Raw genomic sequence first — 23,574 nt, forward strand, 5'->3', positions numbered from 1 at the left:
TATTATGTTTTCTGAAGCATTAATGATTGCCCTGTGGGCCTTCATTGCCGGTATTGACTTATTTGACGGACTGATCCATATTCACCGGCCTGTCGTTACCGGCCTGGTTGTAGGTTTAATCCTGGGTGATCTTAAAACCGGACTGATTACGGGGGCTACATTAGAGCTGGTCTGGATGGGAATGGTGCCGCTGGCGGGAGCCCAACCGCCCAATGTGGTAATCGGCGGAATCATTGGTACGGCTTTTGCCATTTTAACACAGCAGGACCCGAAAGTGGCCGTGGGCGTAGCCGTACCTTTTGCGGTAGCCGTACAGGGGGCAATCACTCTGATGTTCACTGTATTTTCCCCCATTATGCATAAAGCCGATCAATACGCTGAACAGGCGGATGCGGCGGGAATTGTCCGGATCAACTACCTGGGGATGTTGTTCCTGGGCCTGTTTTATGCCGTAATTGCCTTTCTTCCCATCTATTTTGGCGCTGATTTAGCCAAAAGCACGGTGGAAATGCTGCCCCAATGGTTTATCGGCGGCTTAGCCGTTGCCGGAGGCATGATGCCGGCCATTGGCTTTGCTATGCTGCTCAAGATTATGTACAAACAGGAATATGCAGTATTTCTGATAGCAGGGTTTATCCTGGCTACCTATCTCAAGCTTCCTTTGCTGGCTGTAGCCGGTATTGCCGTGTGTGTTGCCGGCTATGACTATTACAATAATAGAAATAACGCTGCCAGGACGGCAAAAAAGGAGGTCAGAAGCCATGGAATCTGAGATCACCCGCTATGAAGACGGCACCAATGAAAATGTCCTGACCAAGAAAGAGCTGCATAAAATGGTCTGGCGCTCCTTCTTTTTACAGGCATCCTTCAATTATGAAAGAATGCAGGCCTGTGGCTGGCTGTATGGTATGCTGCCTGCGTTGGAAAAAATTCATCGCAATAAGCAGGATCTGGCCAAATCTATGAAGCTCCATATGGAGTTTTTCAATACTCATCCGTTTTTGGTCACTTTCATTATGGGGATTGTGGCGGCAATGGAACAAAACAAAGAGGACCAGGAGACCATCCGGGGCATTAAAGTTGCCACCATGGGACCGCTGGGGGGGATCGGCGATGCCCTGTTCTGGCTGACCGCCTTACCGATTACTGCCGGTATTGGTGCGGCACTGGCTATGGATGGCAATATTCTGGGGCCTGTTATTTTTCTGGTACTGTTTAATATACTGCACTTTGGTTTGCGTTTCGGGTTAATGAATTACGGGTATAGCACCGGTGTTCGGGCGGTTCAATCGTTAAAGGAAAATACAAAGCTGGTTTCCCGGGCATCTACGATTGTCGGTCTGACAGTGGTTGGGGCCCTGATTGCCTCCTATATCAATTTAAAGCTGCCCGTAATTATTACCGCCGGTGAAGCGAAGGTGGCGTTGCAAAGCGATGTATTAGACAAGGTTCTTCCCAATATGCTGCCGTTTGCCTATACTGTCCTGATGTACTATTTGCTGAAGAAAAACTTTTCACCGGTTAAACTGATTGCCTTGACGGTGTGTATCGGGTTGGCCGGCAAAATATGCGGCGTCCTGTAAACTGTTTGACTGGAAGGAGCCGCTCTGAAGGCTGCTCCTTCCAGATTTCAGGCAGGGAGGAAACTTTGCGTAAAATATAAGAGTTTTGGCGGTAGATAAAAATTTCGGAAATTCTTATAAATTTATGACAGACATATAGGAGTTCAGCATGGATACATCACATTATGCAATAACTGCAAAAAAAATTGTTCTGGACAACCGCGTCATCGAAGATGGAGCCGTTGTCGTTAACAATGGGTTCATTGAAGCAATTGTCGACAGTCAAAGCCGGTTAGCGGTGGATTGTGTATGGGATTGCTCGGCCATGGAGCTTTGGCCGGGACTGATCGATACTCATATTCATGGGGCTAATGGCTATGATGTCATGACTGCTGATTTTGCGGCGGTTAATGAGGTGTCTAAATTTTTAGTGAGGAAAGGCATTACAGCCTTTGTTCCCACGGTTATGACCGCTCCGGTGGATCAGATGCATAAAGCATTACAAAATATACATGCTTGTACCGGCAAGGTGGAAGGCGCCGAAATCTTAGGTGCGTACCTGGAAGGACCATACCTTGCCGCCAGTCACCGCGGCGCTCATCCGCAGGATTTGTTGCGCCCTGTTGCGATAAAGGAAGTGGATGAGTTTATTAAAGACGCAGCTCACCGTATTCTAACGGTGGCTCTGGCACCGGAAAGTAAAAATGCAGTTACCCTAATCCGGCACTTAGTTCGTCAGGGAATTCATGTCGCCTTGGGGCATACCGGTGCCACCTATGAAGAGATGGTAAGCGCTTTTGCGGCCGGGGCGGATATTGCGGTCCATATCTACAATGGTATGCAGGAATTGCATCACCGCAAGCCTGGAGCCGTCGGTGCCATCTTAACCGATGACCGGGTTTATGCCGAATTGATTGCTGATTTTATCCATGTTCATCCGGCTGCAATGAACATTTTGTTTCGCTGTAAACCTAAAGACAAGATTATTTTGATCAGCGATGCGATGGCGGCTGCCGGTTTGCCGGACGGGGAATATACCCTGGGACCCATACCGGTGCTTGTCAGAGATACAATTGCCCGTGCGCCGGGCGGTTCATTGGCCGGGAGTACGACAAATCTGTTAAGTTCGGTGGCGGCGCTGATTAATAAGATGGCGATCGACCCGGTTGATGCCGTTAATATGGCCTCGCGCAACCCGGCCCGGATGTTGGGGCTTGAGCAGCAGACCGGCACCATACAAGCGGGCAAGAAGGCCAATTTAGTAGTCGTGGATACTAAGTATCAGGTGGCAATGACCCTGGTTAACGGGAAGGTAGTATATCAAAGCTGATACTTGCCCTAAACTGGTAATGACGACAGGACGACATGAAAGGTAAAGTTCTATATTACAATTACAGAACATGATCCGGATAAAGCGTTAATGAAAGGAGTGCTATGATGAGTGGCAAACACCCTTTAAAACTTTTGGTGGAGCGGCAGAAGAACGGCCAGGCTTGTGGCATATATTCCCTTTGCAGTGCCAATGAGTATGTAATTACTGCCGCAATGGAACGTGCCCTGGCCGACAAGGACTACGTGCTGATTGAAGCAACCGCCAACCAGGTAAATCAGTTTGGCGGTTATACCGGCATGCGACCGGCTGATTTCCGTGACTTTGTTTATTCTTTGGCATTAAAAGCAGGCTTCCCTTACGATAAAATCCTGCTGGGCGGTGATCATTTGGGACCGCTGACCTGGCAAGCGGAAATAGCTGAAACAGCCCTGGAGAAGTCCCGGGAATTAATAAGACAGTATGTCTTAGCCGGGTTTACCAAAATACATATTGACACCAGTATGAAACTGGCCGATGATCCTCCCGATGGCCCCTTGGAAACGGCTATCATTGCGGCCAGGGGGGCCATGCTTGCCAGAGAAGCTGAGGTGGCCTCTACTCAGGTGCGGCAAATCAATCCGGAAGCGCTCAGTCCGGTGTATGTGGTGGGAAGTGAAGTGCCTATTCCGGGGGGAAGCCGGGATAGCGAGGAATACATTCACGTTACGGAAGCGGCAGATTTTGAGAGTATGGTAGAAACTTTTAAGCAAGCCTTTCAGCAATACCGGATAGAAAACGCCTGGGAGAAGGTAATTGCTGTCGTGGTGCAGCCGGGTGTAGAATTCGGGGATGAGCGCATACATGCGTATGAACGCCCGGCGGCAGGGCGGCTTAGCCGGTCCTTACAGAAATACCCGGGGCTGGTGTTTGAGGGTCATTCGACTGATTATCAGACAGCACGTGCCCTGAAGGAAATGGTAGAGGATGGAATTGCTATTTTAAAGGTCGGGCCGGCTTTAACGTTTGCTTTGCGGGAAGGGCTGTTTGCTTTAAGCCACATGGAGGCCGAACTGTTTCGGTTTAGCGCTGAGGTTGAGCAGTCACGGTTTATGGAAGCATTAGATTCCTGCATGGCTTATCATCCGGAGAACTGGCTGCAGCATTATCGCGGCCGGCCTGGTGAAATCCGCTATGCGAGAAAATTCAGCTTCTCCGACCGGTGCCGGTATTATCTGCCGGACATGGAAGTGAAAATGGCTTTAGACAGACTCATGAAAAATTTGCAGTCAGTGGATATTCCATTAACGCTGCTGAGCCAGTTCATGCCGGTACAATATAAAAAGGTACGCGACGGGTTATTGCAGCCAGATGCCCAGAGTCTGTTGAAAGATAGAATTATAAATTGTATTGATGATTATCTATATGCGGTAAAGCCTGGAAGAAGCTGATTTTATGAAGGATTGCCGCTGCCGTACGCAAGTCAGGGAACACGCGCAATGCTTTATATAAATATAAAAAATAAAACAAGAGAGGACGAAAGAATATGAATACTTTATTCGGTCTTACCCGGGAAACTGTGGTAAGCAAACATGCCCATTATACAGTGGAGGAAATTTTGCGCCAGCCAACTGTTTGGAAATCCATATATGAAAAGATTGCCGGCAGAAGAGATGCAATTAAAAAGTTCATTGGAAAAATAGACAAAAAGACTAGAATTATTCTTACAGGGGCAGGCAGCTCGGGTTTTGTGGCCGATGCCCTGGCACCGGTTATACGGAAGGAACTGGGGTTTACGCAGGTAGAATCCATTCATACGACAGACATTGTGGCCAGTCCGCACCAGTATCTGGTGGCGGAGGCTAAGACCTTGCTGATTTCGTTTGGCCGGTCAGGAAACAGTCCTGAAAGTATTGCCGCCATTCAACTGGCCGAACAATTGATTCAAGATGTAAGACATATCGTCATTACCTGCAATAACCAGGGGGAATTAGCCGGTTTTGCCAACGAAAGAACTTTAAATTTCCAGTTTGATGAGGCCAATGATCAGGGGTTTGCCATGACCAGCAGCGTAACAGGCATGCTGCTGGCAGCTTATGGGATTTTGAATATTGAGCAGGATTTAAGTACCATGGTGAACAAAGTAGCAGGCTATGCGGGCGAGATTCTTCAGAATAAGCAGCAGACTATCGCCGATACCTACCAACCCCAGGTAGACAGACTGATCGTATTGGGCGCCGGGAATCTGTTTGGCGCTGCCAGGGAGGCTGCATTAAAATTGCTTGAACTGACTGCAGGCAAGGTGATATCCCGCTATGATACCCCGATGGGATTCCGCCATGGTCCCAAGGCAATGCTGACACCTCGTACAGTGATTTTATACTTTGTAGCGGGCAATGATTATACTAAACGTTACGATCTGGATATGTTACGGGAACTGTCGCAGGCCAGCAAGAATAAATTAATTGTTGTTTCAGATGTATATGATGAAGTGATAGAACGGGTAGCTGATGTGTACATTTTTAATTCAGTCAGCGATAAAGTAGCGGAAGCATTTTCACCATTTATTCCGTTAGTAGTAGGGCAATTATTTGCCTTGTCCGCTTCGCTGCGGTTAGGCTGCACACCGGACAACCCTTTCCCAGGCGGGGAAGTGAATAAGATCGTACAAGGTGTTACAGTACATCCGGTAGAAGGCATTCATTAGACCGGCAGTGCGTATACTTCTTAAAGTAAATCCGCCGTTTCCATAAGAGGAATAACGGCGGGTTTTTTTGCTTTTCAGGATACTGATCAGCTTATCCTGGGCGGTTCTGGCAGTGGTTATCCTACCTTTGATAAAAAATATTATTATACGCTGAATGATATTATCAATTATTATAGAAATAAAATGATGGCATTTGAGCTGAGGGTAATGGGCTGCGCGGTTATCAACGGTTCCGGCGGGCGATCCGGTCAAGGGCTTTATCCGGAGCTGATGGTAGTATGCCAGGACTGCATTGATAGGAAAGTTTTCACTGCACAAATAGTAGAAATCTATGTTTTTTTTGACGCTGATTTGTAGGATGCCATCCCTGGTAAGAACATAACGTTGCCTAGTGGTAGCTGTATCGTATACAATAAAACGTATTACATGGTATAAGGGGAAGTTATTTATGACGTACACTGCGAATCGTCATGGGACAATTCGAGCATTAAAAGGAAGGCTTTTAGCCACTTATGAATATTTAGTGGAACACAAGGATCAGGAGAATGCCGGTAAGGTTAAGCAATTGGCGGAAAAGCTAATCAAGGAAGAATTCGCCATTGCCTTTTGCGGTCATTTTTCTGCCGGCAAATCAACCATTATTAACCGGTTGATCGGGGAGAACCTGCTGCCGGCAAGTCCGATCCCAACCAGTGCCAATCTGGTAAAAGTCAGAGCGGGAGACGAATATGCCAAGGTGTTTTTCAAAAACGAGAAACCCCGTCTGTATCTCGCTCCCTATGATTATAAAATGGTAAAGAATTATTGTAAGGACGGCGATCAAATCGAGGCTATTGAAATCAGCCATGCCGGTTCTCAACTGCCGCCGCAGACGGTGATCATGGATACTCCCGGCATTGATTCGGCCGATGATGCACACCGCATTGCCACCGAATCGGCCATCCATCTTGCCGATGTCATCTTCTATGTCATGGACTACAACCACGTGCAGGCAGAACTGAACTTTATGTTCACCAAAGAGCTGACTGAGGCAGGCAAGGAAGTTTATCTGGTTATTAACCAGGTGGACAAGCATTCCGAACAGGAGCTTTCTTTTGCTGCATTTACAACCAGTGTGGTGGAAGCCTTCGCCGCGTGGGGTGTAAAGCCGGCTGATATTTTTTATACTTCCTTAAAGGATGATGAGCATGTTCACAATCAGTTTGCCCGGCTGCAGGCTTTTTTAGCGGAGCGGCTAGCAGCGAAGGATACCCTTTTGTTGCGATCCATAGAGCATTCCCTGCAAAAAATCGTTAAAGACCATGTGGCGTTAAGCAAGAAGCAGGATGAACAGGCCCTGCAGCCCTGCCGGAATATTTTGCAGGAGCTGTCGCCCCAGGAGCAGGCCGAGCTGGCGGATACCTACAACCGGCTGCTGAATGAGAAAAATTCTTTGGGCGAAGGGCTGGAACAGGCGGAAAGTCAGTTTGATTCCGAAGTCAGCAAAATCATGAAGAACGCTTACCTGATGCCCTTTGAAACCCGGGCGTTGGCCGAGGCCTATCTCGAGGCTTGTCAAAATGAATTCAAGGTAGGCTGGCTGTTCAGCAAACAAAAGACACTGGAAGCGAGGCAGGAACGGCTGACCCGTTTTTATCAGGGTATTCTTGAAAAGACAAAGTCTCAATTGGAATGGCATCTTCGCGATTTCCTGGTGCGGTTTTTACAGGAAAAACGGCTGGAACATAAAGGACTGTCGGACAAGATTCAGCAGTTTACTGTGCATTTTTCCAGCGAACTGCTAACAGAACTGGTAAGACAGGGGGCTCGTTTGTCCGGTGATTATGTGATCAATTATACCGATCGCGTGGCTAGTGAGATTAAACTGTTGGCCAAGAACGCCTTGGCTGAAATCGAAATGGAAATATTAAATGTCTTGCAGGACCGCAATACGGCCATCCAGGCCAAGTTGACCCAACAATCAGCCAGCCTGGAACGGTATATCAATGCTTTGGAACAGGTGAAAAGGCGGGAAGCAGCCCGAAATTTGGAGCAAACCCGGCTGGAGGGACTGCTTAATGAGACTGCCGGCTTGAACATCGACCGGTTCAGCTTGCTTGAACCGGAAGAGGAAGAGTTTGAAGTGGTTTACGGGGAGACCGGACAGGTAAAAGAGGTGCAAAAGCAAGTAAAATCCCTCTTACAGCCAAGTGTTCCGGTCCAAAAGGCTCCGGTGTCCAGTGAACCGGGCGACCGGATGAAGCCTACAGCCAGGAAGCTGCAGAAGGCGGCGCAGCTTGTAGCCGATTTGCCCGGTTTTAGAAAACTGGCAGCCGAGCTGGGGGAGAAAGCGGGGCGACTGGAGCAGCGAGGCTTTACCGTTGCTTTGTTCGGCGCGTTCAGTGCCGGTAAATCTTCTTTTGCCAACGCACTGATCGGTAAGAAGGTCTTGCCTGTTTCGCCCAATCCGACGACAGCGGCTATTAATAAAATTAAACCGGTTAATGCTTCCTGCCCGCATGGAACTGTTCTTGTCAAGCTCAAGGAAGCGGAGGCCTTGCTGGAAGATGTGAACCGGTCTTTGAAAATATTTGAACTACATGCCCCAAGTCTGGCAGATGCCCACAGTCTAATCGAAAACTTTGCCGGCCAGTGGGAGCAGTCTGGCGTAACGGAAAAGACTAATTTTGCTTTTTTACAAGCCTTTCAGGCCGGCTATGCCGCTAGTGGCGGCCAGTTAGGAACGGTGGTAACCACGACGCTTGCCGAATTTGGCGATTATGTGGCGGTCGAAGAAAAGTCCTGCTTTGTGGAATGGATTGAGCTTTATTACGATTGTCCGCTAACCCGCAAGGGGATTACGCTGGTCGATACGCCGGGGGCCGATTCCATCAATGCCCGCCATACCGGTGTCGCCTTTGATTTTATCAAAAATTCGGATGCTATCCTCTTTGTGACCTACTACAATCATGCTTTTTCCAAGGCTGACCGGGAGTTTTTGATGCAACTGGGGCGGGTCAAGGATTCTTTTCAACTGGATAAAATGTTTTTTATTATCAACGCTATTGATCTGGCTAATAACGAAGAGGAAAAGGAAATCGTTCTGGAGTATGTCCAGGAGCAGCTTATCAAATATGGCGTTAGAAAGCCGCATTTGTATTCCTTATCAAGCCTGAAGGCATTGAAGGAGAAGCTGGAAAAGGACAGTCTTCCGGTTTCCGGTATGCCATCCTTTGAGGAAGCCTTTTATCATTTTATTACTCATGATCTGGCGAATCTGGCGGTGACGGCTGCCGACAGGGAATTAAGCCGCTTAGGCCATCTGGTGGCAAAACTTATCGAAAGCACTAGAGAAGATGACACGGTTAAGCAGCAAAGACGGGCCGGTATCGAACTGGAAAGGGCAGCCATCCACAGGCTGCTGGAGCAGCAGACCGCCCAATCCCTCACCAATCGCCTGGATCAGGAAGCGGAAGAATTGCTTTACTATATTAAACAGCGGGTATTTTTGCGATTTCCTGAATTTTTTAAAGAAGCCTTCAATTCCAGCGTGCTGCGCGATGACGGCCGTGACTTGAAAAAAGTGTTAAACCATGCGCTGGATGAATTGCTTGAGCAGATCGGTTTCGAATTTGCCCAGGAAATGCGGGCGACAACGGTGAGACTGGACCGTTTTGCCGAACGGCTTATGACGGAGCAGCAGGCCCTATTGGCCGAGCGAACCCGTGACTTGAATCAGGACTTGTCTTTTTCGCTCTTTGAATTCAGCAATCAGGCCCAAATTGATTTTGCAGCGGCCTTTGACAATCTGTCGCGAGGAATGTTTGCCAGGGCATTGGCTTATTTTAAAAATCCCAAGTCCTTCTTTGAGAAAAATGAGAGCAAGTTAATGAGCGACGAACTGTACCGTATACTGAACAACGCCGCCGATGGCTACCTGGCGCAGGAGCAGGCCCGGTTGCAAAGCTTATACTGTCAGGTCGTGGAAAGCCAGTTCCAAGAGCTTATTCGGCAAATGACCGAACAGGCGGATGACTTCTATGTCAGTCTGCTTTCCGCTCTGGACGGCGGTATTCCGGTCGAGCAGCTTATCGAGACTCAACAAAGTCTGGCAAAGCTCAGCTAACAGAGCGCATAAGAAGGAACCCCTCTCGACTGGTGTAATCTATTAGCATCCAGCGGGAGGGGTTCATCTTTTATGTCTTATGCAGATAATACTATAATTTGGCGACAATTTTGACAAGCGGAAGATCTCTCAGAGGGGCATAGTTAAAAAGCCTCATCAATTCGTTCTGAGCGTCTGATATCCTCAAATTATTTTATTGGTTTTGCATCGTACAGCTTTCCTCCATAGGAAGCGTTGGCAAAGTCCATACTGCTGCCCGAAATGGTTGCAGCTTTTTCGCAGGGGTAGCGATTGTGGTACTTTGCTGTCTGGCAGGAGAGTCGACGTTTGCAGGGAAGTTAGTTACTAACCGGGAGCGCTTTCTCAGTTATTGTATAAACCGGCTGGTAAAGGCTGCTTTCTCTGGTGGCCTGTGGTGAAAGGAGCTTTGTTTACTAAATATGGGGGAGGCCAGACTTGAATAAAGTGAGATATTGTAACAGGATGACAGTTATTCTGGCGCTAGACAGCTCTGGTGTAAATGAGTTGAACAGTTTAGAAAAAGAGAAAGAGGGAATGCAATATGGCAGTCAATCAATGGCAGGGACCGGCGGCTACGTATAAACATAAAGGTCATATTATAAAGAATGTCAATCATGAATTTAGCGAACAAATTACCGGAGGGCAGCGGATAGCCGATTTGGTAGCCAAATTGGTGGGAAGTTGGCCGTTTATCATTTATCAGAGCGCCATTATTATTATATGGATGGGGGCTAATATTTATTTGACATATATGGCCGGCACAAATCCTGATTTTGTTGCTTCCTGGGACCCGTATCCGTTTATTTTGCTTAATTTAGTATTAAGCTTCCAGGCGGCTTATACCGGCCCGGTGGTGATGATGAGCCAGAACCGGCAAGCTGAGAAGGACCGGCTGATGGCTGATCAGGACTATCAAATTAATAAAAAGGCCGAGGAAGAGATAAAAGTGGTGATGGAGCATTTGGTGCATCAGGATGCCCTGCTGCAGGAATTGTTGACCCGCCTGGAGGTTATGGAACAACGAATCCTTAATAAAGGTGAGCAGGTAACAAGGTAATGAAGCTGACAAGAGCCGGAAATCCACTACATCTAATGGATGTGTGGCCATTGCTTAAAGCTTAGGGGAGCTTGCAATTACGTGATGAAATATAGGAAGAAGGGTTGCTATTTTTTGTGTAAAATAATAGTAGCGTAATCCTGGTTGCTGGAGGGATTGTTATGAAAGAGTATGGCGCTCTTTTGCCTGAGGAAAAATGGCAGGCTGTGATTCAGTGTGACAGCCGGTATGATGGAGTCTTTTTCTACGGAGTAAGGACAACGGGGATTTTTTGCCGGCCTTCCTGCAAGTCAAAAGCTCCGGTTCCTGGCAATATCATTTTTTTTGAACATCCGGCTGAGGCAAGGCAGCTTGGCTTCCGGCCTTGCAAACGGTGTTGTCCTGAGCGGACGGTTTTTCAGCCGGAATTAGAACTGGTAAAGAAAGTTCAGGAAATTATCGGGGACGGTTATCAAAACCGAGTGGATGTACAGCATATATCCCGTCAGCTTGGTGTCAGCAAGAATCACCTGATTAAACTGTTTAAACGCTATTACGGTGTGACTCCTGCCCAATATATTACTTCACGGAGAGTGGCTAAAGCCGTTGAGTTGCTGCGCCAGGGAGAGGCTGGCATTCTTGAAGTCGCCTATGCAGCAGGCTTTGGAAGCCTTTCTACTTTTTATAAGTGCTTTAAAGAACGGACCGGATATGCCCCAGGTGAAGTTAGGGAAAATACCGATTTACTGGCAACCTGTGTCACGGCGGATTCCTGCCAGACTGTGCTAGAAACATCCTGAAAGAGCTGTTATTCCTGGTTTTTTTCTTCCGGATACGGAAGGAGGCCAATGCGTTCGTTAAATCAGCGTTTTCCAAGAAAAAGTTGAGGTGATTTATATGTTTATTTATTTTTACCAAACAGCTATAGGAAAGATTGGTATTGCCGAACAGAACGAACAAATCACCAATTTGTATTTCAACGATGAGCGTTGGCCTGACGACAGAAAGATCTGTGAAACCGCTATATTACAGGAAGCGGCGCGTCAGCTTGACGAATACCTTACCGGCCGGCTGACAGCTTTTTCGCTGCCCCTGGAACCGGCCGGGACAGTTTTTATGAAGCAGGTTTGGAACAGTCTCTGCCAAATTCCCTATGGCCAAACGGTAAGCTATAAAAGTATAGCGGCCAAAATCGGCAAGCCTGGTGCCGCACGGGCTGTCGGACTGGCCAATAACCGGAACCCGATCCCGCTCTTCATTCCCTGCCACCGGGTTATTGGTACAAATGGCGCGTTAGTGGGTTATCGCGGGGGACTAGCCTTAAAAGATCAATTGCTGAAGCTGGAGACGGGACAATGCGGTTTTTTGAATACGGACAAAAAGAAATCGAATATTTAAGTCGGAAGGATAAAAAGCTGGGGACGGCGATCGACAGAATCGGTTTTATCCGGCGTGAAATTAATCCTGAGCCGTTTAGCGCGTTGATTGCAAGCGTCGTCAGTCAGCAGATTTCCAAGAAGGCGGCGTCAACGGTCTGGAACAGGCTGGCCGCCCTGTTGGGCAGTATAACGCCGGACCATATTGTCAGGGCAGACCTGGCGGCTATACAGGGCTGTGGCATGTCCGTGAGAAAGGCCGGTTATATTCACGGGATTGCCAGGGCTGCCGCTACCGGTAGTATGAATTTTGCTGAACTTTCCTCATTGCGGGATGAGGTGATCATCAGGCAGCTTGCTTCTCTACATGGCGTAGGCGTTTGGAGTGCTGAAATGCTGTTGATTTTTTCCCTGGGCCGGCCTGATGTGGTAAGCTACGGCGATTTAGCTATCCGCCGGGGAATGATGAAGTTGTATGGTTTAAAGGAACTTCCTAAGGAGACTTTTGTCAGATACAAAAAGCGCTACTCACCATACGGTTCGGTTGCCTCGCTGTATCTTTGGGAAGTTTCGGCCGAACAGTTTAATTTGTAAATTGTTTGCACAGCTTTACGCATCTATATTTTGAAGCTTATATAATGCGTTATCAGAACGGAGGTTGAAAAATGAGTCAAAGAAGATGTCCGGTACCTCAACCCAGCCGGGAGCTACGGTGGCCGGTAGCAATATGCGCTTGACGCAGGGTGATCTCCGTGAGGTTCACTGGCACATAGGCGCTGAAGGGATATATGCTTTCCCGAACATATAGAACACTGAAGTGCCTCGCAGTTTGTAGGTGTGCTGCGAGGCAACTTTATGATCATAAGCCTTCGGCTTTTGTCAGAAGGAACAAACTTGGCCTGACCTAGCCGTTTCGTGCCGGAAAGACCTGATCCGGTCAGAAAAGACTGTTCGGGGTGAAACTTGGCTGGCTATTTTGGCCCGAGACTGACGGTTTTAGAGTAGGCCTTTTAGCGGTGAATTTAGTCCTAAATAATTTTTGGTGGAATATAATCAATCGTAACATAATTCATGATGGGAGGTGAAAAGAATATGGTCAAACGCTGTCTGACCAGTAATCAAGGGGCGCCCATCGTTGATGACCAGCATTCGCTAACCGTAGGTGAGCGGGGGCCAATTCTCCTTACAGATACCGTTTATCTTGAGAAGCTCGCCCAGTTCGACCGGGAAAGAATTCCGGAAAGAGCGTTTCACGCAAAGGGAGCCGGAGCCTATGGTTACTTTGTTCCCTATAAATCATTTGCTTCTTTGACCAAGGCCTGCTTCCTTCAGGATACTGAAAAAGCGACGCCAGTTTTTGCCAGATTTTCGATAGCCGGTGGATCGCTGGGCGGTGCTGACACGGTACGTGATGTCCGCGGTTTTGCCGTGAAATTTTATACGGAAGAAGGTAATTATGATCTTATCTGCAACCATATTCCGGTATTCCCGCTAAGAGATCCGCTGCAATTCACGGACTTTGTTCATGCCATTAAGCCGGACCCTATCGCCAATATCCGGGGCGGGCCGGTGGCGGCCAGCCGTTTCTGGGATTTCATGTCTTTAAGGCCGGAGTCGATGAACTTTCTTTTGTATTTATTCTCAGACCTTGGAACTGTTAAAAGCTATAGGACCATCCAGGGGTTTGGCGTCAATACATACAAATGGGTCAATCTGTGCGGTGAAGAGGTGTATATCAGGTATTACTGGGAACCCTGCGCAGGTGTCGAATGCATCGACAGTAAGACAGCAGCTCAGCTTGCCGGCACGGATCCCGACGTGGCGAGCAGAGATTTGTTTGATACCATTGCCGCCGGGGATTGTGTTGAATTTGAAATGCGGATACAGGCAATAGAAGCTGAGCTTGAATGCGAGCAGCCGTTTGATATTCTGGACCCTACTCATATTTGGCCGGAGCACATGTATCCCTTAATTCCGGTAGGCAGAATGGTGTTGAATAAAAATCCCGAGAATTTTTTTGCCGAAGTCGAACAGTCGGCTTTTTCGCCGGCAGCTATTGTTCCGGGAATTACTTTTTCCAATGACCGAATATTGCAAGGGCGCATTTTCCCTTATGGTGACACCCAGCGATATCGTATAGGAACCAACTTTTTGGAACTCCCGGTGAATATGCCGAGAAATCCGGTTGACAACAAAATACAGGACGGACCCATGCGAAGCAGGTACAGTACAGATATTGCCAATTATTTGCCTAATACCTTAAGCTGTGGCGCGCCGGCGGAGGCGCCTGAGAAAGGAAATCCCCCGCAAGAATGTATTTCAGGATGTGTGGGCCGGCAGGAACCGGCCGGCGATGATTATTACCAGCCCGGGTATAAATATCGCAATATGCTGAGTGGAGAAAAAGAACATTTGGTGTCAAATATCATTGAAAGCTTGAGTCAGGCTTATGAGCCAATCCAAAGAAGAATGATCGAACATTTTATCCGAACCGATAACGAACTTGGCTGCAGAATTGCTCAGAGCTTAAATTTAATTCCATAAACCGCTTGCTAATCAATGTAAAATCCCTTGAAGCTTGTTACGGAAAACTTCAGGGGATTTTTACGTCCCTTGACTGCCGGAGACGGATTAAGTCATTTTTCTGTTTTGCCAATACTGAAAATCATTGTCTGGCGGGAATCGGTGCAGACGTATCGTTTAAACGCAGAAGCTAATTTGCAGAAACCGGCTTGAGACCACTTGCCTCTTTTATTTTACCGGCCGGAATAATGGGCTTTATTGCTGCCTCTTCAGTGATATATAGCGCAAGAGCGTCATTCATGGAGTATATGTTCTGATAGTTTGGCACCCGCTCTAGTTTCTGTTTAACTGCAGAGGAATATAGAAAAATGATGTAAAAACAACCCCGGCGATTCCGAATGCGTTATTTAGTCATTGGCGCCAGTTCACCAGAGGAATCTTACTGCAGATGCTTGACGACATGTAGGTAGAGATAATATAATTAGAATTGTGTATATACACCAAATTATTGTTCGCATTATAGAAGGTGGCTGTTATGAAGCGCATTAAAGAGGTTTATCCGAAACATCCCAGCCCGTGCAATTGTATGAATATACGCAGGGCTGCTCATGCGGTAACCCAATTTTACGATGATGTACTGGCTCCAAGCGGACTGACTACGGCTCAGTTGGGATTACTGCGGCATCTTGAAGTGACGGAACATATTACTATGAGTGAATTGGCCCGAATCATGCGTATTGACCGGACTACCCTAAGTCGGAATATGAAACCTTTAACCGATGCCGAACTGATCAATGTTAAACCGGGTAAAGATTCGCGGACCCGGGAGATCATGCTGACGCAAAATGGTAAAGCTGCGATGTTAAGCGGCTGGATGCTCTGGAAAGAGGCGCAAAAGTCCATAGAAGAGTATATGGGGGAAGCGGATTTGGTGAAACTTACACAACTGCTGTCAAAGTTAGAAGCGCTTGTCCCTTAAGCCAGACGTTATTTGATTGTAAAACATATAGGACTAAGCAGCAGCGGAAGCAGTCTCATATATGTGTATATACACGTATGCGAGACTGTAACACCAGGGTAGAACGTACTCAAGAAAGCGTTTGGGGGACAGCAGACTTGGCGATAGTAACAAAAAATGTATTAACAGAAAGGGTGTTAGAATATGAACTCTTTAGCATTTCAAATCAAGAGCGCGGCACTGGAAGCGGGGTATGAAAAATGCGGCATTATTAAAATAGCGGCTATGGCCGGTTATGAAGAAAAACTGAACGAGCGAATGGAATATCTGCCGCAAACCAGACCCTTCTACGAACGTTTTAGAGGCTTTGCTCATTTGCAAGACGTCTATCCCTGGGCGAAATCCATTGTTATTTGCGTGGAGCAATATGGAAAATACCAGGTGCCGGATCATCTGCAAGGGTTAGTCGGCAAAGCCTACTTATTTGACAGCAGAATAGATGAGCACGCCGCCGGATACCAGGCTAGCTTGCAATTTGAAGCAGCTATGCAGAAGATGGGGCTTAAAACGGAAACAAAGCGAAAATTCGGCATTACGGGGGTTCGCTGGGCCGCAGTAAAAGCCGGGCTTGGCATAGTCCGCAGGAATAATTTTTTTTATACCGAATCCGGCTCGTGGGTCCATTTAGAAGCCTGGTTGATTGATCAGGAGCTGGAATTGATCGATACACCAACGGTAAGGGCCTGCCCTGAGCATTGTAACCGGTGCGTCAAAGCCTGCCCTACCGCTTCGTTATCAAAACCGTATACGATGAACCCGTTAGCCTGCATTTCTTTTCTTACCACCTTTGGCGGACGGGACCTGCCACGGGAAACGTATAATGCTCAAATAGGGGGCTGGATTTATGGGTGCGATGCTTGCCAGGATGTTTGTCCGATGAATAAAAACCGCTGGGAAGCAAAGGAGGAATTCCCTTTCTTAGCGGAAATAAGCGAGCATATTTCCCTGGGAAAAATCCTTAGCATGGATTATGAGCTTCTTCAGCAAATACTGCCGGCCAAGTTTTTTTATATCACAAAAGACGATGTCTGGAAGTGGAAAGTCAATGTGATTAACGCAATGGTAAACGAATATCAGGAAAAGTATAAAGAGGCTATTTACGCTGCATGTAACGACAGTCACGCCAAGGTAAGGGAAATGGCGGAGTGGGCCGTTAAAAAACTAAAGCTGCCTTGTTATGCTTCAAACAGGTGAGGATATTAAAATGACCGGAAAGCGCAGGGCGCTCCCGGTCATTTCTCATAGTTTATTCGTGTTCCGGCTCCTGATCGACAGGGATTGTATTTTCCGTAGCACCGAGGACCGGGAAATTCCAGCCGTATTTGATGCAGCACAGGCGAAGCCCGGTGGTAATCAGAAAGCTGAGATATAGGGGCAGCGGGCCGTCAAGATACATCTGGGAATAGTAAAAGGTCATGGCTCCCATGATGGTGGTGATGGCATATACTTCCTGGCGGAATACATAGGGAATTTCCTTCACAATCACATCACGGATAACGCTGCCGCCGATGCCGGTAATGACCGAAATGGTAGTAACAATAAATAAAGAGTCCAGATTGTGCTGCAGCGCCAGCTTGGCGCTAGTGGCGGTAAAGGCGCCCAAGCCGATAGCGTCAAATACCTGGATGGTATTTTTATATTGCTCCAGCCAGCGGTAGGTAAAAAATACAATCAAAGTGACTAGCGAACTGATAATAAAAAAGGTAGGGTCCCGGAAGGTTAACGGTGGTGTATTGCCGATGACAACGTCCCGCAGTATCCCGCCGCCAATGGCGGTGGTAATAGCCAGCACCAGTACGCCGAAGACATCCAGCCTTTTTTGTATTCCCGTTAGGGCACCGGAAACGGCAAAAGCCACGATGCCCATAATTTCAAATATAGTCCAAGCGGTTACCAATGTTTCTTCCTCTTTTCATGCCTGTAATATGCCCAGTTCCTTGCGTCGCCTGCATACACAGATTATCTTACAGTCTTTTTCGTCCCATTTGGTTGTCGGCGTCTTACCTTGGTCCAATATATGCGGCTACCGCCGTCTTGTGAGAGTGAAAAAGTCTATACAAGTTTATCCTATGCTTTCAAGCAACACAAAGTGCTAGTGGTCTGTCTACTCCAACCGGCGCGTATCCTTCGCCTCGGCTGGCGAAAAAATCCCCATGATTCTTGTACGCTTTCAAGCAGTCAAACCATTAGTTATTTTAACACAAATGCAAGCTGTGTGCTGCAAAAAAAAGAAAAAATGCCATTGCGGCATTTTCCTGATTCAGGGGAGATGGTGCTGTTGATTTCACCATGAAAGCGGGCTAAGGAAAAAGATAATGCAGGCTTTGTTCTTGGCAGCCCCTTTGGGAAGTGGGAGACTGCAGATTATCGAGCATCTGCAGCCTTTCCAGTAAGCGGCCATATTGCTGCAATAGTTGGGGATCCTGCACTTTATTTCCCGACATATAGTAATCAACAGAACCGGTACCCTGCTGGAACTTGTTTGCTTTTTGCAAGGTCCGGGCGAGGTTTTCGGCTGTGCCCTTACCGCCGTCAATGATATCCACTTCGGGGGCAAAGATCGTTTTCATGGTGTCTTTATAGAAAGGGAAATGAGTACAGCCAAGAACAACCGTGCCATACTCTTCCAGCTTGTAGGGGGCTAATTGCGTCGTAAGATAGGGGCGCACCACGGTTTCATTAAATTCAAACCGTTCGGCAAATTCCACCAAACCGGGCAGAGCCAGTCCGTCGACGATATGATCCTCGTCAAGCCTGGCGACCAGATTATTGAATTTTTCCTCCCGCAGGGTGAGGCGGGTCGTAAAGACCAGGACCCGACGGCCTTGTTCCTGACTTCTTAAGATAGCAGGCTTAACGGCCGGTTCAATACCGATGATGGGAAAATCATACTTTTCACGCAGCTCTTTAGCGGCAATGCTGGTAGCCGTATTGCAAGCGATAACCAGGGCCTTAATGCCCTGTCGCACTAAAAAATCCACCGCTTCAAATACATATTTTTTTACGTCTGTTTTTGATTTTTCGCCGTAGGGCACGTGTTGCGTATCGGCATAATATATGTAATCTTCCCTGGGCAGTAAGCGCAAGGCATGATACAGCACGGTCATACCGCCTATGCCAGAATCAAAAAAGCCTATCTTCATATGTGTTTACCTCACTTGTTTATTCTAGGTATGCTTTCAAACCAACAGGTTGATCCCCTAGCAGGAGATTTTTGCGCCAGATAATTTTTAGGCAATAGTAGTTCCTATTCCTGAAATTTTTAATGAGATATGGTACAAAAATCGCCGGCAGTGAACAACCTTTTTTAAGGTGATTTTGCGCAATCTTATTTATATTATACCCTTCCAGCCTTTACCTGTCCAAATACAAAGACTATTATCATTATAACCAACAACGGTGGTGGATACAATATTTCCCAATGATTTATCAGTATCTTATCAGCCTTATACCAGTGAATACTGGCAGTCCATTTTCCGCAATGCCAGTTGTCGTCAGTTGGCATATTTACGGTATGCTTCTTTTCTTCGCCTGGTGTTCAAAAAATAGTCTTACCATGATCCTGCCCTATTAAGACTGACGCGCACTGGCAGGAAAGCGCGGAAGCGCAGGCGAATAGTTTTACTATATTTGCGTCAAATGTACGGGAAGGTGGCAAGGGGTATGAAAAAGAGCGGTTCCGGCATTGCCTATATTCAGCCGTTTGTCCAGGAATATGCTGAGACTATCACCGACGTTTTAGAGATAGCCGTTACGATTATTGACGATCAGGGTGTCAGGATTGGCGGAACGGGTCTGCACGCCGCGAGCATTGGTCAACCGATTCCTGACGGAGCTTTTTTTCGTGAAGTACTGGCTACCGGCGAACCCGGTTTTATTCCCGGCACCGGTGACAATAGCGCCTGTAAAAACTGTACCACTGCTTTTTGCTGCCAGGAGCTTGCCACTATGGGTTTTCCGATCAAAAAGCACGGTCAGACCGTTGGGGTGATCGGCGTGATCGCCTTTACGGCCGGACAGCGGGATCGCTTAACGCGCAATTCGGCTAAATTTTTCGTTTTTCTGGGCCATATGAGCAGTCTGCTGGAAAGCAAGTTGTTTATGCTGGATGACCAATGGCGGCTGCAGCATCAGGTACAGGAAGTGTTGGAAACAATAAATGGGAAGTATGTGTTCGGAGGGTTGCTGGGCCGCGATGCGACTTTCGTGCAATTGCTGCAGAAGGCGCAGCAGGTGGCCATCAGCAATGCGACCGTTCTCATCCGGGGAGAAAGCGGCACCGGGAAGGAATTGCTGGCCAAGGCCATTCACGCGGAAAGCGGACGTAAGGACCAACCCTTTGTTGTAGTGAACTGCCCTTCCATACCGGAAAATTTATTCGAAAGTGAACTGTTCGGCTATGAGGCGGGTTCCTTTACCGGCGCCAGCAAAGGCGGCAAAAAAGGAAAGTTTGAGCTGGCGGATAAAGGTACGTTGTTTTTGGATGAAATCGGTGATTTGCCGCTGGCGTTGCAGCCAAAACTGCTGCGGGCTATTCAGGAGCGCTCGATTGAACGTATTGGCAGCACACAGCCGCTACCTGTCGATGTACGGATTATTGCCGCAACCAATCGGAATTTGGAAAAGATGATGCAAGAAGGCGGCTTTCGTGAAGATTTTTATTATCGCCTGAATGTTATTCCGCTGACGATTCCGCCCTTGCGCTCAAGACCGGCTGATATACCACTCTATCTTGACCATTTTTTGGAGAACTTTGCCCGGAAGCTGAACCGGGGTAACCTGCGGATTGAAGAAAGCCTGCGTCGCTGGCTGGTAAACTATCCGTGGCCCGGCAATATCCGCCAACTGGAACATGCCCTGGAATATATGGTAACTATGGCACGGGGAGAAATTCTGGCCTTACGGGAATTGCCGGCCAATTTGCTGGCTGATCAGGGTGAGCGCGGTTTTTCCGGTAGCTTGGAGGAACAACTGGCAGAATACGAAAAACAACTGCTCAGGACTTATGTTGCACCGGGAGCTAGCCTGGCGGTTAAGAAAAAGGCGGCGGAGCAGCTAAAGATCAGTCTGGCTACTCTATATCGGAAATTAGATAAGTATCAGCTTCATTAGACTTGCGATTTCTCGATAGTGAGAAATTATTCTCACTATTACAAACAGCCATTAAAGGGCTTCATATATAGCGTTATTCAGACCGGTTTTCGCAGATTTGCGAAAATCGGTTAATTTTTTTATCCAACGAGCCTGGACTGACTGTTTACTGATTGAAGTATTACCCGGGAAATAAAGGGTTCGACAAATTAGTAACTGTTTTTGTGAAATATGGCATGCTTTTTGCTTGTGAAAAGGGGAAATGATGCTTTGATTTTGATAAAGGAGTGGAAACATTTTATGAATAAAGGCAGGATATTATTTGAAAATTATCTTGAAATATTAAAGGAGGAACTGGTGCCGGCTTTGGGGTGCACCGAACCGATTGCCATTGCTTATGCCGCCGCCAAAGCCAGGGAGGTTCTGGGGACTTTCCCGGAAAAAGCCGTGCTGGAATGCAGCGGCAATATTGTGAAAAATGTCAAAAGCGTGGTCATACCAAATACCGGCGGACTTATGGGAATCCGGGCGGCTATGCTGGCCGGGCTGGTGGGCGGCAAAGCCGCCGAACGTCTGGAGGTGCTGGCTCATATGACACCGGTCGATAGGGCAGAGGTTAAACAATTGGAGAAAAACCAATTTGGCGACATCAGGCTGCTGAATACAGACGTCAACCTGCACCTTATTTTGCGTTTGTCGGCCGGACCGGATACCGTTACCGTGGAATTAAAGAATACGCACACTCATATATGCCGGATCGAAAAGAACGGACAACTCTTGCAGCAGGAAACGACGGAATCCCATACGAATGAAGGGGTAATGACCGACCGCTCCCTGCTCACCGTGCGGGGAATTTACCGGTTTGCCAGCAAGGTGCCGCTGGAGTGGGTAAGAGAGATCCTTACCAGGCAGGTTACCTGCAACATGGCTCTGGCCGAAGCGGGGCTGTGCGGGGCTTATGGGGTGAGAATCGGTCGTACCTTACTGGAAAGCGGACAGGGCGAGCAGGTGCTGCGTAAGATAAAGGCTTATGCGGCCGCCGCTTCGGAGGCAAGAATGGGAGGCTGCATGCTGCCTGTGGTCACCAATTCCGGCAGCGGTAATCAATCGATTGCCAGTACCGTTCCGGTCATTGTGTATGCCAGCGAACAGCAACTGCCGGAAGAAAGGCTGTATCGTGGTCTGGTATTTTCCAATTTGTTGACCATTCACCAAAAGACCTCCATCGGCCGTTTGTCCGCTTTTTGCGGTGCCGTCAGCGCAGCTTGTTCCAGCGGTGCCGCAATTACCTATTTGGGAGGAGGCAATTTGCGACAAATCAATCAGACCATTCACAATATGCTGGCTAATGTACCGGGGATTGTCTGTGACGGCGCAAAACCGTCGTGTGCGGCCAAGATAGCTTCCTGCCTGGATGCTGCCTATATGGCGCATTTGCTGGCCCGGCAGGGCAGCCAATATCAGGCCGGTCAGGGAATTATCAAGCATGATGTGGAAGAAACCATTGCTGCTGTGGGGCGGCTGGCTTCACGCGGTATGCGGGCGACCGATGCGGAGATTCTCCAAATCATGCTGGAATAGGGAGTGACAGGCAGGCGCATAAGATTTTTGCCGGTGAAAAAAATAAACTCGATTTCGAGCTTTTTATCCGAATTTCGACAATGCAGTGCGGTATAATGGAAGTAAATAGCGGATTAGTGAGGAATCATGACATGTCCAGGTTCATTCGGTATACCGACAGTGCGGTAGAGCAATTTTATTTAAAGGAGGACGTAGCAAATACGAGAACCGGAATTACGGTTACTATTTGTTTCTGCCTCCTGTTTGTCATCAATGATTATGTTTTTTTAGGGACAGGCTTGCCGTTTTATCAGTCTGTTTTGGTCCGTCTGATTTTTACGTCATTGTCGGCGGGCTGTCTGTTTTTTTTGCGGCGGGTAAAATCCTATCAGCAGCATGAGCGCTTGATGTATGGTTGGTCTGCCCTGCTGATTTTGCAGCTTGCCTACGTGAATTTGACCAGGCAAGCCGACAACATCAATTTTACTTATCTGGACCCTTTGATTGTTCTTTTAATATTGATCTATTTCCCGGGAGCGGTAGGGAAAAAGGCTGTCTTGGCCGGCTGTCAGGTCATCATTGATTTGGCTATCGCAGCCTTTTTAAGAAATTTTCCGTATACTTTGTCCTGGGAAGTTATCACTTTTGCTTATGTGCTTTCGTTCACCTTAGGTCTTGTTATTGCGGTAAAGCTTTGTGCCTTTCGGCATGAACATTATTATGCGCTGGTAAAAGAACAAAACCTGCGTCTGGAGCTGGAGAAATCAGCTTATACCGACTGTCTGACAGGCGCTTTCAACCGGCGCAAGTTTTTTCAGTTAGGTGAAGAATTATTCAACCGGTTTCAGAAGAATCAAGAGGTTTTTGCGTTGATTATGCTGGATTTGGACTTTTTTAAGAATTTGAATGATAAATTCGGCCATGCCGCCGGCGACGCTTTTTTATTGTCCTTTTCCAAGCTGATACTACAGCATACGCGGGCTGGCGATATCATGGGCAGACTGGGTGGCGAAGAGTTTGCGCTGATATTGCCTGTCACCTGTCTGGATTATGCTAATGAGGTTGCGGAGAAGATCCGTTATGCCTGTGAGCAAAACAAAGCTTTTTTTAATAAACGGGTGCTGCAAACTACCGTGAGCATCGGTGTAACCCAGGTTTGTGATAAAGACCGGTCCTTTGCCGAGGCATTAAACCGGGCGGATGAAGCACTCTATCAGGCCAAACGCTGGGGCCGCAATCAAGTGTACTTAAGCGAAGCCTGAGATG

At 47.7% G+C, this 23,574-nt stretch carries 18 protein-coding genes; 16 read left to right on the forward strand and 2 right to left on the reverse strand.

From position 1 onward, the window contains the following. Positions 1-4 precede the first annotated feature (4 nt). The 13 genes from agaW (at position 5) to F3H20_RS07800 (ending at position 16,851) form a co-directional block, all read left to right on the forward strand. Positions 5-772, forward strand: a complete 768-nt coding sequence (gene agaW, locus F3H20_RS07740) for a PTS N-acetylgalactosamine transporter subunit IIC (RefSeq protein ID WP_149734368.1) — start codon at positions 5-7, stop codon at positions 770-772. Beyond that, positions 762-1,583: a PTS system mannose/fructose/sorbose family transporter subunit IID gene (locus F3H20_RS07745; RefSeq protein ID WP_149734369.1), complete on the forward strand. Its 822-nt coding sequence runs from the start codon at positions 762-764 to the stop codon at positions 1,581-1,583. Before agaW ends, F3H20_RS07745 begins: the two co-directional genes overlap by 11 nt. A gap of 148 nt (positions 1,584-1,731) precedes the next feature. Then, on the forward strand, positions 1,732-2,892 hold the full coding sequence (gene nagA, locus F3H20_RS07750; RefSeq protein ID WP_149734370.1) for an N-acetylglucosamine-6-phosphate deacetylase: 1,161 nt from the start codon (positions 1,732-1,734) through the stop codon (positions 2,890-2,892). A 107-nt stretch (positions 2,893-2,999) separates the two neighbouring features. Then, positions 3,000-4,322, forward strand: a complete 1,323-nt coding sequence (locus F3H20_RS07755; protein ID WP_149734371.1) for a class II D-tagatose-bisphosphate aldolase, non-catalytic subunit — start codon at positions 3,000-3,002, stop codon at positions 4,320-4,322. Positions 4,323-4,417: 95 nt separating this feature from the next. Next, positions 4,418-5,578: an SIS domain-containing protein gene (locus tag F3H20_RS07760; RefSeq protein ID WP_149734372.1), complete on the forward strand. Its 1,161-nt coding sequence runs from the start codon at positions 4,418-4,420 to the stop codon at positions 5,576-5,578. Positions 5,579-6,026: 448 nt separating this feature from the next. Continuing rightward, complete coding sequence (locus tag F3H20_RS07765; RefSeq protein ID WP_149734373.1) at positions 6,027-9,683, forward strand: dynamin family protein; 3,657 nt, start codon at positions 6,027-6,029, stop codon at positions 9,681-9,683. A gap of 562 nt (positions 9,684-10,245) precedes the next feature. After that, on the forward strand, positions 10,246-10,761 hold the full coding sequence (locus F3H20_RS07770) for a DUF1003 domain-containing protein (protein WP_149734374.1): 516 nt from the start codon (positions 10,246-10,248) through the stop codon (positions 10,759-10,761). A gap of 161 nt (positions 10,762-10,922) precedes the next feature. Continuing rightward, entirely contained in the window at positions 10,923-11,540 is a 618-nt protein-coding gene (locus F3H20_RS07775) for a bifunctional transcriptional activator/DNA repair enzyme AdaA (protein WP_149734375.1), read from the forward strand. Between the two features lie 97 nt (positions 11,541-11,637). Then, on the forward strand, positions 11,638-12,138 hold the full coding sequence (locus F3H20_RS07780; RefSeq protein ID WP_149734376.1) for a methylated-DNA--[protein]-cysteine S-methyltransferase: 501 nt from the start codon (positions 11,638-11,640) through the stop codon (positions 12,136-12,138). Continuing rightward, positions 12,096-12,710, forward strand: coding sequence for a DNA-3-methyladenine glycosylase family protein (locus F3H20_RS07785; protein ID WP_149734377.1), 615 nt, complete (start codon positions 12,096-12,098; stop codon positions 12,708-12,710). Before F3H20_RS07780 ends, F3H20_RS07785 begins: the two co-directional genes overlap by 43 nt. A gap of 498 nt (positions 12,711-13,208) precedes the next feature. Then, positions 13,209-14,660: a catalase gene (locus tag F3H20_RS07790; RefSeq protein WP_149734378.1), complete on the forward strand. Its 1,452-nt coding sequence runs from the start codon at positions 13,209-13,211 to the stop codon at positions 14,658-14,660. Positions 14,661-15,174: 514 nt separating this feature from the next. Beyond that, a complete protein-coding gene (locus F3H20_RS07795; protein ID WP_149734379.1) occupies positions 15,175-15,618 on the forward strand; it encodes a MarR family winged helix-turn-helix transcriptional regulator in 444 nt (147 codons plus the stop codon). 183 nt (positions 15,619-15,801) lie between these two features. After that, positions 15,802-16,851, forward strand: coding sequence for an epoxyqueuosine reductase (locus tag F3H20_RS07800; RefSeq protein WP_149734380.1), 1,050 nt, complete (start codon positions 15,802-15,804; stop codon positions 16,849-16,851). Positions 16,852-16,903: 52 nt separating this feature from the next. Here F3H20_RS07800 and F3H20_RS07805 read toward each other — a convergent pair whose 3' ends face one another. Both F3H20_RS07805 and murI read right to left on the reverse strand, forming a co-directional pair. Continuing rightward, complete coding sequence (locus F3H20_RS07805) at positions 16,904-17,554, reverse strand: trimeric intracellular cation channel family protein (RefSeq protein ID WP_223191675.1); 651 nt, start codon at positions 17,552-17,554, stop codon at positions 16,904-16,906. A 403-nt stretch (positions 17,555-17,957) separates the two neighbouring features. Next, complete coding sequence (murI, locus tag F3H20_RS07810; protein WP_149734381.1) at positions 17,958-18,800, reverse strand: glutamate racemase; 843 nt, start codon at positions 18,798-18,800, stop codon at positions 17,958-17,960. A gap of 520 nt (positions 18,801-19,320) precedes the next feature. On the opposite strand from murI, the gene F3H20_RS07815 reads away from it, so the two are divergent. The 3 genes from F3H20_RS07815 (at position 19,321) to F3H20_RS07825 (ending at position 23,570) form a co-directional block, all read left to right on the forward strand. Next, positions 19,321-20,769 carry a sigma-54 interaction domain-containing protein gene (locus F3H20_RS07815; protein ID WP_149734382.1) on the forward strand — a complete coding sequence of 483 codons (1,449 nt, stop codon included), beginning with the start codon at positions 19,321-19,323 and terminating at the stop codon, positions 20,767-20,769. 279 nt (positions 20,770-21,048) lie between these two features. After that, on the forward strand, positions 21,049-22,329 hold the full coding sequence (locus tag F3H20_RS07820) for an L-cysteine desulfidase family protein (protein ID WP_149734383.1): 1,281 nt from the start codon (positions 21,049-21,051) through the stop codon (positions 22,327-22,329). Positions 22,330-22,460: 131 nt separating this feature from the next. Next, the gene (locus F3H20_RS07825; RefSeq protein WP_188128237.1) at positions 22,461-23,570 is read left to right on the forward strand and encodes a GGDEF domain-containing protein; all 1,110 of its coding nucleotides are present in this window, start codon (positions 22,461-22,463) and stop codon (positions 23,568-23,570) included. Positions 23,571-23,574: the final 4 nt, after the last annotated feature.

Source organism: Propionispora hippei DSM 15287 (assembly GCF_900141835.1).
GTDB classification, from domain to species: Bacteria; Bacillota; Negativicutes; order Propionisporales; family Propionisporaceae; genus Propionispora; species Propionispora hippei.

Excerpts from the sequence above, each read along its gene's own strand:
- F3H20_RS07770 (WP_149734374.1), top strand. The coding sequence starts at position 10,246 with ATGGCAGTCAATCAATGGCAGGGACCGGCGGCTACGTATAAACATAAA.
- F3H20_RS07775 (WP_149734375.1), top strand. The coding sequence starts at position 10,923 with ATGAAAGAGTATGGCGCTCTTTTGCCTGAGGAAAAATGGCAGGCTGTG.
- nagA (WP_149734370.1), top strand. The coding sequence starts at position 1,732 with ATGGATACATCACATTATGCAATAACTGCAAAAAAAATTGTTCTGGAC.
- F3H20_RS07755 (WP_149734371.1), top strand. The coding sequence starts at position 3,000 with ATGAGTGGCAAACACCCTTTAAAACTTTTGGTGGAGCGGCAGAAGAAC.
- F3H20_RS07815 (WP_149734382.1), top strand. The coding sequence starts at position 19,321 with ATGAAAAAGAGCGGTTCCGGCATTGCCTATATTCAGCCGTTTGTCCAG.
- F3H20_RS07760 (WP_149734372.1), top strand. The coding sequence starts at position 4,418 with ATGAATACTTTATTCGGTCTTACCCGGGAAACTGTGGTAAGCAAACAT.
- F3H20_RS07825 (WP_188128237.1), top strand. The coding sequence starts at position 22,461 with ATGTCCAGGTTCATTCGGTATACCGACAGTGCGGTAGAGCAATTTTAT.
- F3H20_RS07820 (WP_149734383.1), top strand. The coding sequence starts at position 21,049 with ATGAATAAAGGCAGGATATTATTTGAAAATTATCTTGAAATATTAAAG.
- F3H20_RS07745 (WP_149734369.1), top strand. The coding sequence starts at position 762 with ATGGAATCTGAGATCACCCGCTATGAAGACGGCACCAATGAAAATGTC.
- F3H20_RS07765 (WP_149734373.1), top strand. The coding sequence starts at position 6,027 with ATGACGTACACTGCGAATCGTCATGGGACAATTCGAGCATTAAAAGGA.
- murI (WP_149734381.1), bottom strand. The coding sequence starts at position 18,800 with ATGAAGATAGGCTTTTTTGATTCTGGCATAGGCGGTATGACCGTGCTG.
- F3H20_RS07800 (WP_149734380.1), top strand. The coding sequence starts at position 15,802 with ATGAACTCTTTAGCATTTCAAATCAAGAGCGCGGCACTGGAAGCGGGG.
- F3H20_RS07790 (WP_149734378.1), top strand. The coding sequence starts at position 13,209 with ATGGTCAAACGCTGTCTGACCAGTAATCAAGGGGCGCCCATCGTTGAT.
- F3H20_RS07780 (WP_149734376.1), top strand. The coding sequence starts at position 11,638 with ATGTTTATTTATTTTTACCAAACAGCTATAGGAAAGATTGGTATTGCC.
- F3H20_RS07785 (WP_149734377.1), top strand. The coding sequence starts at position 12,096 with ATGCGGTTTTTTGAATACGGACAAAAAGAAATCGAATATTTAAGTCGG.
- agaW (WP_149734368.1), top strand. The coding sequence starts at position 5 with ATGTTTTCTGAAGCATTAATGATTGCCCTGTGGGCCTTCATTGCCGGT.
- F3H20_RS07795 (WP_149734379.1), top strand. The coding sequence starts at position 15,175 with ATGAAGCGCATTAAAGAGGTTTATCCGAAACATCCCAGCCCGTGCAAT.